The organism is Polymorphobacter sp. PAMC 29334, assembly GCF_019431245.1.
Lineage (GTDB): Bacteria > Pseudomonadota > Alphaproteobacteria > Sphingomonadales > Sphingomonadaceae > Polymorphobacter_B > Polymorphobacter_B megasporae.
This window is the reverse complement of the sequence record NZ_CP080242.1, coordinates 165,174-178,066: the sequence shown is the minus strand read 5'-3', so window position 1 is coordinate 178,066 and position 12,893 is coordinate 165,174. Positions and strand designations below refer to the sequence as shown.

Here is a 12,893-nt window from a genome sequence, read left to right as displayed (position 1 = left end):
TCGAGCTGCTTCTGGGTGCATGATCGACACCAGCGCGTCAGTTTCCGAAGGTAATTGGCAGCCGTAGCGTCGTTCTTACGTCGGCTGCGTCGCGTGTGGCACCCACTTCGACGTTCCAGTTGATCGTTGTCGCCGCTGCCGTTCGGTAGCTGACGCCGAATAAGAACCGCCCGATTTGAAGATCGCGCGTCGTCTGGTTGTAGGGTGTCGAGCCAGTCACAGCTCCAGTGCTGAAGCTAGTCTGGAGAATGCGGCCCTGGGTGCGCGTGCCAAACGACCAACTTTGGGCATAGCCAAATGACACAGCCACCCGCGGATTTAACGAGATGCCAATACCGGCGCTGCCTTGAACCGCATCGCCCGGCTTAACATAATCGACCAACACGTCGTTCGCCAGCTGGACGCCATCAAAGCCGCGCCCAAAGTTATGGGTGTATCCAAGCGATCCAAACAGCACCGCGGGATCCGACGGCAATAGCGCTGTGATCGTTGGAGTTACGCCCCAAAAACCGCCACCGGTTGCCGAGGCGAGCGCGACGCCAGTGCCGGGGTCGCGCGGTGTCGTGAACGGATTGGTTCCAGTCGGCGACACGACCTGCAGGCCACCGATCAAGATCGGGAAACCGCGTGTCCCGCTTGTAATCTGATAACGCGCACCAAACTCGATATCGCCGATGTCGTGGCCCCGGGCCGCAACATTCGGGGTCGTTACGGCATTGGTTCCACCACCTCCGGTGGTAACAGGAGCCAAGACCGACGAGTCGGCCCGGTAAACGAACGGGGCGCGGACGTTCAGCTCAAGGCGCGATGACAACCCGTAACGCGCTGCGATCGACGCAGTGACGATATCGGAGCGCGTCTCATTGATGTCGAACACACCGACAAGAACTGAGGTCGGTACTTCGATCCCCCGAAATATGACCGTATTGCGATCTGAGCGAGCGTATTCCAACGCGGGCTCAACGGTGAATCGCCCGCGCCGGGTGATGATGCCGCCCTGCTCGGAAAGCACCGCCACCTCGGCTTGGCGCTCACGCGGTGCCGGGGCCTGGCCAACCGGCTGCGACTGATCGGGCGCAGGCGCGGTCTGCGCGGTTTGCTGCGGCGAAGCCGTGCCTTGCGTCGGTGCCCCAGGGATAGGTTTGGGCGGATCAAGCTGCGCCTCTGCACCGCGTGCACGCTGGGTGCCGAGGACCTGGTCCTCGAGTGCATGGAGCCTTGCTTTTGTTGAGGCTAGATCGGCCTCCTGACGGTCGACTTGAGCTTCGAGTGCCTGGATCTCAACAAGCGACGGCGCCGCTAAGCTAGAGGAAACGGTCTGGGCTCCCGCAGCACTGCCAGCGAGCAGGGCGGGGATAAGAAGACGATACATGTTAATGAACCACAATGGCGCGAGCGGCACTGGTCAGCGTCGATGCCAAGTTTGACGGCACCGGGATGCCGCGCAAATCGACACTGATCCAGGTCGTGGTGCTGATTGCTTGATTGTTGCCGGTGTTTTGAATGACAGCGCCGGTCGTCTGCCCGATCATTTGCTGCACATCGAAGTTATTGCCCATAAGTTCTGAGGTAAACCCACCACTGGTCTGGCGCAACGCGACGCTGCCAAGCGCCGTGGTCACCGGCGTACCATTGGGCTGGACCGCGAGCGCAGTGCCCACCGTCGGCGGCAACGAGCCGCCGGTACCAACGTTGAGCACGGCTGACGTCGGCGCTGGAGCCACCGTGATCAGCGTACCCGCGGCATTGCGGCTGTAGTCGACGACGGGCGCGGTGCTCCTGCTATCGGCTGCGACCGCACCGGTGGACGTCGCTGGGAGCCCGCCAGCGTAAACTTGCACCCCGGGCTGGCTTGTCGAGAACTGAGTACGGAGCGCGACTACGCCATTGACCTGTGTTTCGATCGCCACCCCGATCGCAACATCGGTGCCGTCGGGAAGTCGGATGCCGCCGCGCATCGTCGCCAACTCGTAATCGGTGATAGTCGCGCCAAGCGGATACGCTTCCGCGCTCGTGCCGCCAAAGAGGGTCGCAATAAGTAAGACAGCGCGCTTCATATGGCACCGGGTCCCGGTCTTGTCAGCGCAAGTGCTGCCTGGCTGATTGGCTCCATCGACAGAGTATTCCGCCCACCAGGAGATAAGGCAAGTTCAGACGCGCGACTGAACGAGGCGTGGGCTAGGTCGTCGCGACCGTTAATCACAAACAGCACTCCGTTCCAGTGCTTGGCGAATTCGGCCACGGACATTCGCCGCAAACCCACGGCGGGGTCGCCAAGCAGCACTGCGGCCCCATCGATCCCCTTGAGCACGACGAAATGTTTGTAACCAAAGACATCTATCAACGCGATGCCGGGCAACCGCGCGTGTGCCACCTGCGCCAGCGTCACCTTGTAGCCATCGGCGCTCATGTGGACACTGGCGAGAAACCGCTTCATGTCGAGCAACGAGAAGCCGAGCTTGCGGATCTGGTCTTTGTCGCCGTCGCGCCACATCCCGGCGAACGCGATTTTCTCGTCGACGGACTCGTCATAGTGGTAGCGCAGCAGAGTTGCCAACGCCGCCGACCCACAGCTAAAATCATATTGCTGCCGAACGACGGTCGTGAATTTCTGCTCGAGCATCGAATGGACGGGATACCCCGCCTCGATTTGGCCACCATAGGTCATCGCCGTACCGCCCGAATTGACCTCGGCGGCGCAGCCCGGGAGCAGCGCTGCCACGGCAATAAGGGTTGACCTACGGATGAACCGAAACATTGACGTTAAGCGATGAGCTGATCGCGACGTTGTTGCCCGTGTTGGCGCTGATGATCGCCAAGCCATTAAAGTTCGACAGCGCGTTATCGCTAATTGAGATAACGCCGGTAATCGAGTTGCCGTTGACCTGGTTGTCGGTCAGTGTCGTAGCATTGGTCGCGCGGATTGCCTGCGCGATATCGGTCTTGCCGGCGACCTTGCCGAGTTCGGCATCTGAAACAGGCGGTCCCAATTGCGCCATCGCGGGCGCGGTCAGACCAAGGCCCGCCAACAGAATCAGTCTCAACGTGACCATATTAAGGATCCTCGCGGTAGCGACGGGCGGAGTGGACCATTGCCCACTCCGCCCGCCAAGGCATCGCGCTTAGCGAATGGTCAGCGTGCCGATCGACGGCGATACGTTGACTGCCGCGCTCTGCGAGGCGTTTGCGCCAGTGTTCACGTTCAGGCCCTGGATGCCGGCGAAACCGGAGAAGGACGATCCCGAGAAATTGACGCTGTTGTTGACGTAGGCTCCACTGCCGCCTGCGGCCGTGCTGCTGCCAGGCGTACCCGTGCTGCTGAAGCCGGTCGTCCCCGGAGTGGCTGTGCCACCTTCACCGCCGCCGAGCCCGTACGTGACGGTGTTTCCCGTCACATAGCTCGCCAGGGTCGAAGAAGCGACCACCGAGCCCCCGCCGAACTGGTTCGACGTTGCTGCTGAACCGGCGGCGTTGGTCGTCGCCTGGCCGCCCGTCATCGACGAGTCTACATAGCTCGCCGAACCGCCATTGGCGGTCGACCCACGGCCACTGTTCGAAAGACTGGTTTTGGTCGAATGGTCCGAGTTGTCAGTGGTATTGTAACCGCTGGCTCGGTTCGAGTTGTCAGTCGTGGTATTGAACCCCGTCTGGCGGTTAGAGTTGTCAGTGTTGTAACCACTGGCACGGTTTGAAGCATCAGTCGTGGTATTGAAGCCGCTCTGATGGTTCGAATTGTCGGTCGCCGTGTTGTAGCCGCTCGCACGGTTCGAAGCGTCCGTGCTCGTCTTCGTCGTGCTGACCGAGCGGTTGCTGTTATCGGTGTTGTAGCCGCTGGCGTTGTTCGAGTTGTCAGTGTTGTAACCGCTGGCCCGGTTCGAGTTGTCGGTCGCGGTGTTGTAGCCGCTCGCCCGATTTGACGCGTCGGTGTTGTTCGTCGTCCGGTTAGTCGTCGTGTTCACCGAACGATTTGAATTGTCGGTGTTATAGCCGCTGGCATTGTTGTTGTAGCCGCTGGCGCGGTTCGAAGCATCGGTCGTTGTGTTGAACCCGTTCTGCGAGCGGTTCGACGCGTCGGTGTTGGTCGACGTCGTGTTGTAGCCGCTGGCGCGGTTTGACCCGTCCGTGTTGGTCGTCGTGTTGTAGCCGCTGGCACGGTTCGACTGATCGGTCGCAGTCGTCGTGTTCGCGGTGTTATAGCCGCTGGCACTGTTCGCGTTGTCGTTATAGCCGCTCGCGCTGTTTGAGTTGTCGGTCGCTGTCTGGTTGGTGACAGGGTTGTACGACCCATTGGTCGAATCGTTGACCGGCCTGTTCGTGTTGTACGAGCCCGAAGTGTTGCTCGGCACCGTCTGCGCCGATGCCGCCGTAGCCAACAACGCCGCCATGGTTGTGAGAACGAGCCTTGTCATAATTACCTCCCTTATTGTGTCTGGGTGTTCTAACCGAACGCAACTATGAAATCAAATTCTTTGTTAACGAATATTACTAACGAATTCAACGACAAGTAAAATGAGCATCGCTCAGCGAGTGCGACTGGAGGCATTAACGCCTGAGTTGTGGTTGATTGCCGTTGCGAGTCGGCCTTCACCTTTCGGTAGTGCCTACTGTATCAGGAGATGGTAGGACGACATGGCTTGGCCGGTGGATTACCAATTATTTTGATCGGGAACGTCATTGACTTGCTTCGAGACCGTTTGAGAAAGGTTGAAGCGGCGGCGCGGGCGTGATTCAAGCTTGGGATGGGGACCCGAGCGAGCCGTGGTCGGATGGCTGGATTTGAGCAGCGAGCGAAGCGCTGCCCGACGGACCTGACGGACGAGGAGTGGCGGTTTATCGAGCCGTTTCTGCCGCCCGCGCCAAAGCAAAGGCGCAAGCCGACGAGCAACGTCACGCCTTCACCGGCGCGATCTGCACGTTCAATAAGGGCCGCATTGCCGATCGGACCCACGAAGCGCAGCAGTTCCGCGCGTCGGGACTGAACCTCGTTATCGCCGCGATCGTCTACTGGAACTCGACATATATCGCCGATGCGGTCGCCCACCTCCGCGCAATCGGCGAACCGGTGCCCGATGACTTGCTGGCCCATATCTCCCCCGTAGGATGGAGTCACATCGCGTTCTCGGGCGATTTCCTGTGGGATTGCGCTGCTGGGTCCGGTGGCGGACGTCGACCGCTCAATATGTCTCGCCAACAACTTGCGGCGTGACCTTGGCTGCGTTTGTGGAATGTTCTCGGCTAGCGTTGTTTACGGGGCATTCAATGCGATGGCCTCAGGCTGCTCGACAGGGGGCCACCGTGTTCAAAATGCGTGAAGTCAGTCGCCATAAGTCGATGGAGGTTCTGTCGGACTATGTCCGCAACCAAGAGCTGTTTCGCGATCATGCAGGGTCGGGGTTTTTATAGCCTGCAGAGATCCTTGGCTGCCCGATCGGGGCGGCGCCGAGAGAATCGTTGGCCACCGGACGGCGAGAATTGGGCGGAAGCGGCCAAGCGACGCCGCCGAGCCCCCTGCCAGCGCATGTGTGAGCATGTCGGCAAGTGTCTGTAGTTTCGCTTCGCCCCTGAAGGCATTGGCAGGGTAGCCGAGGTCGATCTACGCCCTCCGATGTCATACGCGTTGCGCAATGGCTGCGATGCTCATAGCCTCTTATTGGCTTGGAGAAGATCGCCAGCAGAGGCGCACTCGGGCCGCGCAACAGGGGACGATCGCACATGGCGTCAGTGCACGAAACGTCGCGAGTCACACCTTCTGGCTTCCAGTCGTATGCGCGAGAAGCCTCGCCGATGCGCATGGCGCGGCTGATTGAAGGGGAGATCATTCCACGCCTCCTGCTTGCGCACCGAAACGACGCAGCGACGCCACTGCGGCCATTGACCGTGCCCGCCACGATCAGTCGCGCTGATGCCGAAACGATTGCCGGCATGACCCTGATGGTGGAAGTCTTCGAACTGGTTGCTTATGCCGAGCGCTTTCTCGAACGTGGCGTTTCGATCGACTCAATCTACCTCGATCTGCTCGCGCCAGCGGCGCGCACGCTTGGGTCGTGGTGGGACAACGATATGTGCGACTTCGTCGACGTGACGATGGGACTATGGCGCTTGCAGCAGGTCGTCCACGAGATGGTTGTGCGCGCATCATGTCCGAGTGTGCGCACCCGCGCCGACCGGCGCGTGCTGTTCACCGTGCCGCCAGGCGACCAGCACAGTTTCGGCTTGGTGATGATCGAGGAGTTCTTCCGGCGCGCTGGATGGCGTACGTGGAGTGCGCCCGACGCGGGACTGGCCGCTCTGAAGGCGATCGTCGGTCGGCAGTGGTTCGAACTTATCGGCCTAACGGTCAGCAACGTGGAACATGTCGCGAATATGCCGGATTTGATCCGCGCGCTGCGTGGAGCGTCGCAGAATCCCGCTGTCGGGGTGATGGTCGGCGGGCAAATTTTCAGCGAGAATCCCGCGCTAGCGGACGGATCGGGTGCGGACGCCACGGCGGCGGACGGCGCGTCCGCGCTGGTCGCGGCGGAGCGCCTCGTTGAACAGCTCGGTCGTCGTATCTAGTCGACCCGAAACCATGGGTACCCTCGACAGCGACGTCGTTGGGAGGCTGACGGCGACCGCAGGCGAATGCGCGCTAGTGGTCTAATGCCGACGGAATCATCCGCGACTGTGCGGATAACGATGCGGCGCTGCCTCCGGGAAAGGTCGCGACGCGGCGTCGCCTAGCGCGGAAGCGATGAACGTAGTATCGGTCCTAGGCTAACTTATTGATATCATTTAGCATAATCTAGATTATCAAGCTTCGACAGGAGCGTGACATCTCTGCAGCTCGATAGTCGTGGACTGGGAGCTCGCTGCACGCAATCGGAGCAGGGTCTGTCGATCGCGAGCACGAGTGCACGATGGCAAGCACGTTGGCGGATAATTCGAGCATCGGACGAACCTCGCTGGCACTCAAAAGTGAGCAGGTCTGCCGGATGTTCGCAAGTACGGTCGTCGATGATGGCAAGCAGCTACGCGTAGTGTCAGAACCGGTCGGTTGTGACACCGCCGCCCTGCACCAGTGTTTCCGTGAGTTTGCAGGTATCCGAACCCCGTGTCAGGTACCGGCCAGACGCGCTCGGCAAGCTTCTTGAACTCGGGTACGCCGAGCGCGCCTCTTTCGCGTGACTTCGATCCTGGAACAGCTAGCCGGTGCTCGACATCGCTGTAAGGTGCTTCCCAGATTTCGCGCGGTTCGAGGGTCAGATTATATAACAGCACGAGCAGCACGGTATCGCAGTCGGCGTCCCGCTTGATCGTGCCGAGGCGTTGGCTCCTGTTTGCCTTCTCCCCATAGGCCCGCCCCTTGATCTGTACGCGCACGCCAACCGGCATCTGCCGGACGGCATCGTATCCTTTGGTGCGGGGCGGGGCGAGTTCGAGGCACAGCAGTTCCACCGCGATATATTCGGCGACCTCACCAGTGACGCCCAGCGGCTTGCCTGTGAGCTGGTAATACTCCGCCGCTAGCGGTTTAACAGCTGCGAGGATTCACGGAGACGTCGGGCTTGAGCGTTCTCTGTCATCGGTAAAAAGGTCTACCTTCCTCCTCGGTCTAGGCGGTGGCGCGTCGATCGGTATAGTCTCGCCATGGCATCGACACCCCGTAGCACTGGATCAGCCGCAAGGGCGGCCAAATCAAGCAAGCAACGCAGTGCTGCAAGCAAGCCCAAACGTTCAGCTGCGCTCGCCGGCAAGCCCGACATTCGCATCTTCATGTCCTACTCGCACCAGGATGCGGCAGCGCAGGCGAAGCTGAATACCCACCTTGCGCCGTGGCGACGTAATGGTGTCACAGTCTGGTATGATGAAAACATCGAACCGGGAGCCGGGCTGAGTACGGAGATCGCCCGGGAACTCCGACATGCCCATATTTTTGTCGCGCTGTTCAGCCCCGCGTATCTCGACAGCCATTATTGCTGGGACATCGAGTACAAGCGCGCCATGGCCCGCCGGGCGCGCAAGCTGATGCGGATAGTCGCGGTGGTGGTAAAGCCGTGTGATTGGAAGCAAACCCGTGCGGCCGGATTTAAACTGATGCCCAAGGACGGCATACCGCCTGAGGGTTGGTCGAGCAGCGATGCTGCCTATGTCAATGCCGCCCAAGGTATCGGTGAGGTTATCAAGGCGGTTCGTCGTGAGTTGACGGCGAAGCCGGCTGCCCCGGTCCGTGCCGCATCGAAGCTCAGCCCACAACCGAAGCCCCGGTCCGCACCTCCAAAAGCCATGACCGCTGGACCGGGGAAGACGACCGTGGGCTCCTCCACAACACCGGGCAAGCTACGCCCTCGCAGCTGTAAGGCTCCGATCAAGCGGTGAGATGGCGTCTAAACCGCTCGGTTGCGACACCGCAGCGCCTCCGCCGCTGATTAGAAAGAGGAAGGCCGCTTGTCCCGCCGCTTGCCAAGGGGCGGATTTTGTCTGGCATTCAGACGCCGGATGTCCGCGATGAGCGGAGGGCGAGGTCATGAACAAAAGCGGCCGAAGCCGCTTCTTCGTACGCACCCGGTGAGGGCCGCAGGGTCGCTGCGACACGCTCAGGCGGCTTGAGCGAGCGGCACGTCTGAGGTGTCGGGTCGCCAGTTCCACCGGAGCAGTTCGGCGAGGCGCTGCTGTGGGAGGTCGGCGATGCGGCCGAGGACATCGGCGAGCCACGCTTGCTCGCGCCTACCCGCCCGACTTGCCGAGCTATGCGGCGGCGCTTGCCGCCGGACGGTCGTCGTCAATCTAGCCGGTCGCTGTGCGCCCGTTCATCACGGCAAGCCCGATCGCGTCTGCGGGACGCTTCTCTCAGTTGGGCCTTTAGGCATTGCGGTTCGGATCCCTCGCTGACACGCGGATATTGGGTAGCTGCTCTTTGATAAACGCCTCGCCCTCGCGCATCGAAGACACCGCATGTTCGGAAATTATCTTATCCCCGAGCTGGAAAACGACCTTGTAAGGAACGGCGCCATTTGGCGTTGTAACGACATTTGCGGTTGGAATGACCTCATCAGGCATGACTGGGGTATTCGAGTTGATGTCGACCACGTTTACTCTCCGTGCTTTACGCTAAGCATATAGGGTGCGGGAGGTGCTGACTAGCGGGTCGGGATCGTACCGACGCCCTTGCCCGGCTGTGTCAGCATCCCGGCGATGAACGATAATGACATCATCCAACCTTTGCTCAACGGTAAGCGATGTTTTGAGGCCCTTTAGCTGCGGAAGTTCCAGGGCATGAGCTGATCGAGGTTTTGGCTGGAGTGGCCGCGGGCGAGGCGCTCGAGGGTGTCAGTCAGCCAGGCGAGCGGGTCAACGGCGTTGATCTTGGCGGTCTTGACGTGACCCCCGGCTTTCATCCAGCGGCAACCAGAGACCGGTTGGTGTTGTCGCGCACGAGCGCGGGCGAAGCAACGGGCGGGGTTAACCCCGCCCGTTGCTTTTCGAGGCCGGCGGCGAACGCCGCCGGGGTGGCGTAACCGAGCGAGGAGTGCGGCCGCTCGGTGTTGTAATCGTCGACCCAGCGGGCAAGGATCGCTCGGGCCTGGCCGATCGTGAAGAACAGCGTCTCGTTGAGCAGCTCGTCGCGCATGCGACCGTTGAAGCTTTCGACGAACCCGTTCTGCGTCGGCTTGCCCGGCGCGATGTAGTGCCAGTCGATGCCGACGTCGCCACACCAGGCCAGCACCGCGTTCGACGTCAGCTCAGTGCCATTATCGCTGACGATCATCTTGGGTGCACCGCGCCTTGCAATCAGATCGGTCAGCTCGCGGACCACCCGTCGGCCCGAAATCGACGTATCGACCACCGCGGCCAGACACTCCCGCGTCACGTTGTCGACGATGTTGAGCACCCTGAACCGGCGCCCGGTGGCAAGCTGGTCATGCACGAAGTCGAGGCTCCAGCGCTGGTTGGGCAGCGCGATCATGGGCGCAGGTGCCCGCGCGCCAACGGCGCGCCGTCGTCCCTTCCTGCGACGGACCGTCAGCCCCTCCTCGCGATACAGGCGCTGGGTCTTCTTGCGGTTGATGATGATGCCGTCGCGGCGGAGCAGGATGTGCAGGCGCCGATAGCCAAACCGCCGGCGCTGCTGCGCCAGCTCATGCAGCCGCGACCGCAGGTCGCTATCATCGGCCCGGCACGAGCGATACCGCATGCTCTTGCGATCCGCCCCAACGACCATGCACGCCCGCCGCTCGCTCATCCCCAGCGTCGTCTGGAGATGCGCGACCGCCTCCCGCTTCGCGGCGGGCGCTACCATTTTTTTGACAGCAGATCCTTCAACCCCGCGTTGTCGAGCATCGTGTCCGCCAGCAGCCGCTTCAGCTTGCCGTTCTCCTCCTCGAGCGCCCGCAGCCGCTTCGCGTCGGATACCTCCAGACCGCCGAACTTCGCCTTCCACGCATAGTAGGTCGCGCTCGACATCGCGTGCTTGCGGCACAGCTCCGTCACCACCGCGCCCGCCTCGGCCTCCTTCAGGATGCCAATTATCTGCTCTTCCGAAAACTGCTTCCGCTTCATCTGTCCGTCCCCCCAATGGGTCGGACTCTAGCTCCAGATGGAGGAAAAAACGGGGGTCACGTCACGGGCCATAATGCCATTCGCGCGTCTAAGGTTTCAATCGTTAAATCGCACTCGAATGTGCCACGGCCCCACTGGGTTTTCCTGATCCGGCAGTATCGACGGCTTGGTGCCTTATCTCGGGTCCGCTTTTTCCAACCTCGTCGGCGCGTCGGTGCGTGCGCCTATTCCTGTGTCCTCATGCTCATGCCGCTGCGGCCGCGACGACGGGATCGCGGTAGCGCTCGCCGTTTGTCATCAGCGCCCAGATCATCCGCGCCATCTTGTTGGCCAGCGCGACGGCGGCGACCTTTTCGAGCGTCGCGCCAGCAGCTGCAGCACCCACGGTCGCCGGGTGCCATGTCGCTCTGCAGTGCGGATCACCGCCAGCGACCCGACCACGAGCATCTGTCTCAGGTAGCTGTTGCCCGCCTTTGTGACCCCGCCGAGCCGCTCCTTGCCGCCGCTCGAGTTCTGCCTGGGCACCAGCCCGATCCACGCCGCGACGTGCGCCCGTTCTTGAACACCGCCGGGTCGCCAACCGCGGCGACGAACGCGCTAGCGATCACCGGACCGACGCCGGGGATTTCCATCAGCCGCCGACCGACCTCGGTCTCCCGCGCGCTCTCCCGGATGCGGCGGTCGTTGTCGAGGATCTGCGACTTCACCACCGCCAGCTGTGCCGCCAGCATCTCGAGGCACAGCCGCGCGTCGGGCGGGACGCGCGCATCGTTCGGGTCTGCGAGCACCGCCAGGAGCTGCTCGATGCCACCGCGTCCGACGGCGGCAACAATGCCGAACTCCGACAGATGCGCCCGCATCGCGTTCGACACCTGCGTCCGCTGGCGGCTCAGCATCAGCCGCACCCGATGGAGCATCATCACGCCCTGCTGCTCGGGGGTCTTCACTGCGACGAAGCGCATCGTCGGCCGCGTCACCGCCTCGCAGATCGTCTCGGCATCGGCGGCGTCGTTCTTGCCGCGCTTGACGTACGGCTTCACTCACTGCGCCGGCATCAGCTTCACGTCGTGTCCCCGCGCGATCAACTCGCGCGCCCAATAGTGCGAACTGCTGCACGCCTCGATCCCGACCACGCACGGTGCCAGCTTCTCGAAGAACCCCAGCATCCGACCTCGCGTCAGCCGCTGGCGAACAACCACCTGCCCTGCCCCATCGACCCCATGCACCTGGAACACCGACTTCGCGATATCCAGCCCGATCGTCGCCACCACTGCCTTCGTCATCATCGCTCTCCTTCCGGCTCAACCCGCGACTTATACCGCAGGTCGGGTAGGAGAGCCGTCCACCGCATCAGAAGCCGTCTGTCCGCTTCCCGGCGTCAAATAAGCATAGCTGCCGATCGACTAATTGCGGATCCGACGTCGGCTTCCGCCCCAAGTGTGGACAATTCGGTCGAACGAAGATTGTCCGGGATCGGTCGCCACGTCTGCTGGCCATCCGGACAGACATGGCTCATGGTTCAGCCTTAAAGTTTGGGGTCGGGAGAGGTCATGGTTGGCAGTCTTAGGCGGATGGTCGTCGTCGTATGCACGGCGACCCTGTCTGCGTCGACGGCGCATGGTGAAACTGCAGCCGATAAAGTGTTGATTACACAGGTGGTAAAACAGCAATACGAGCTATTCGGGAAAAGAGATGCCGTTGGCTACGGCAAGCTCTTTACCAAGGACGGCACCTTCATCTCGATGCCCGGGCTAAAGATCGATGGACGTCGCGATATCACCGACGCAAATGCAAAATTCTTCGCCTTCATGAACGTCGACAAGACGCGAATGACATATAAACCCGCACGAATTAAATTCATCGGCCCGAATACGGCGATTGTTTACAGCGCGTGGAGCGGTTTGTGGACAAGCGACGATACCCATGAGCAGTCTGGGTATCTGACGATGGTGCTGTGCAAGCAGGCAGGCGAGTGGAAGATCAATTCGGCGACCAATGCCGCCAATGCGATGGGTGCCAAGGACTTCGACTTGGTGGATTACGATCCTGCCGACCCGCGATGGAGTGGGAAGGCGAAATAAGACCTCGGCCACCTTTGGTGACTAAAGACAAAGACTTTGCGCCAGCCAACGGAACATATTCTAAGAATCGGACGGACGCTATCTATCCCTAATCGGCTCTCGCCTTAACGGCGCCGACTGGTGACTGGCACGGGGCCGAAAGCGGTCTGACTGCTGCTAGCAACGAATTTGGGAAAAGCTGCCGTTCGCCGACGGGTAGCGCCCGGACCAGCGGGCCCTTTCGATCGTCGGCACTGACCGCTATTCCGTCGTAGGTTTAATTGTTGTTCGACCAAT

Annotated in this window: 12 protein-coding genes and 2 pseudogenes; 4 read left to right on the top strand and 10 right to left on the bottom strand. The window is 61.4% G+C overall.

From position 1 onward, the window contains the following. Positions 1–37: 37 nt before the first annotated feature. From KZX46_RS00885 to KZX46_RS00865, 5 genes are all read right to left on the bottom strand, one after another. Positions 38–1,387, bottom strand: coding sequence for a hypothetical protein (locus KZX46_RS00885; protein ID WP_219774061.1), 1,350 nt, complete (start codon positions 1,385–1,387; stop codon positions 38–40). Then, positions 1,374–2,057, bottom strand: a complete 684-nt coding sequence (locus tag KZX46_RS00880) for a hypothetical protein (protein WP_219774096.1) — start codon at positions 2,055–2,057, stop codon at positions 1,374–1,376. Before KZX46_RS00880 ends, KZX46_RS00885 begins: the two co-directional genes overlap by 14 nt. Beyond that, positions 2,054–2,722, bottom strand: coding sequence for a C39 family peptidase (locus KZX46_RS00875; RefSeq protein WP_226895869.1), 669 nt, complete (start codon positions 2,720–2,722; stop codon positions 2,054–2,056). Before KZX46_RS00875 ends, KZX46_RS00880 begins: the two co-directional genes overlap by 4 nt. A gap of 16 nt (positions 2,723–2,738) precedes the next feature. Beyond that, a complete protein-coding gene (locus KZX46_RS00870) occupies positions 2,739–3,053 on the bottom strand; it encodes a hypothetical protein (RefSeq protein ID WP_219774063.1) in 315 nt (104 codons plus the stop codon). 69 nt (positions 3,054–3,122) lie between these two features. Next, a complete protein-coding gene (locus tag KZX46_RS00865; protein WP_219774095.1) occupies positions 3,123–4,409 on the bottom strand; it encodes a hypothetical protein in 1,287 nt (428 codons plus the stop codon). 443 nt (positions 4,410–4,852) lie between these two features. Between KZX46_RS00865 and KZX46_RS00860 the strand changes: the two are divergent. From KZX46_RS00860 to KZX46_RS00850, 3 genes and pseudogenes are all read left to right on the top strand, one after another. Further along, positions 4,853–5,206: pseudogene (locus tag KZX46_RS00860) on the top strand (Tn3 family transposase); the annotation flags it as partial. A gap of 584 nt (positions 5,207–5,790) precedes the next feature. Then, the gene (locus tag KZX46_RS00855; RefSeq protein ID WP_219774094.1) at positions 5,791–6,555 is read left to right on the top strand and encodes a B12-binding domain-containing protein; all 765 of its coding nucleotides are present in this window, start codon (positions 5,791–5,793) and stop codon (positions 6,553–6,555) included. Between the two features lie 1,071 nt (positions 6,556–7,626). Then, positions 7,627–8,355: a toll/interleukin-1 receptor domain-containing protein gene (locus tag KZX46_RS00850; RefSeq protein ID WP_219774093.1), complete on the top strand. Its 729-nt coding sequence runs from the start codon at positions 7,627–7,629 to the stop codon at positions 8,353–8,355. Positions 8,356–8,573: 218 nt separating this feature from the next. On the opposite strand, the gene KZX46_RS00845 is transcribed toward KZX46_RS00850, so the two are convergent. From KZX46_RS00845 to KZX46_RS23130, 5 genes and pseudogenes are all read right to left on the bottom strand, one after another. Further along, positions 8,574–8,762: a hypothetical protein gene (locus tag KZX46_RS00845; protein ID WP_304610420.1), complete on the bottom strand. Its 189-nt coding sequence runs from the start codon at positions 8,760–8,762 to the stop codon at positions 8,574–8,576. Positions 8,763–8,838: 76 nt separating this feature from the next. After that, on the bottom strand, positions 8,839–9,066 hold the full coding sequence (locus KZX46_RS00840; protein WP_219774092.1) for a hypothetical protein: 228 nt from the start codon (positions 9,064–9,066) through the stop codon (positions 8,839–8,841). 164 nt (positions 9,067–9,230) lie between these two features. After that, a complete protein-coding gene (locus KZX46_RS00835) occupies positions 9,231–9,374 on the bottom strand; it encodes a transposase domain-containing protein (protein ID WP_219774091.1) in 144 nt (47 codons plus the stop codon). Further along, a protein-coding gene (locus KZX46_RS00830; RefSeq protein ID WP_370647433.1) for an IS3 family transposase occupies positions 9,371–10,536 on the bottom strand; the annotation gives its coding sequence in 2 pieces (ribosomal slippage) (positions 9,371–10,284 and positions 10,284–10,536; 1,167 coding nt in all). Before KZX46_RS00830 ends, KZX46_RS00835 begins: the two co-directional genes overlap by 4 nt. A gap of 244 nt (positions 10,537–10,780) precedes the next feature. Beyond that, a pseudogene (locus KZX46_RS23130) lies at positions 10,781–11,819 on the bottom strand (IS110 family transposase). 267 nt (positions 11,820–12,086) lie between these two features. Here KZX46_RS23130 and KZX46_RS00820 point away from each other — a divergent pair. Further along, positions 12,087–12,617: an SgcJ/EcaC family oxidoreductase gene (locus tag KZX46_RS00820; RefSeq protein WP_219774089.1), complete on the top strand. Its 531-nt coding sequence runs from the start codon at positions 12,087–12,089 to the stop codon at positions 12,615–12,617. Positions 12,618–12,893 lie beyond the last annotated feature (276 nt).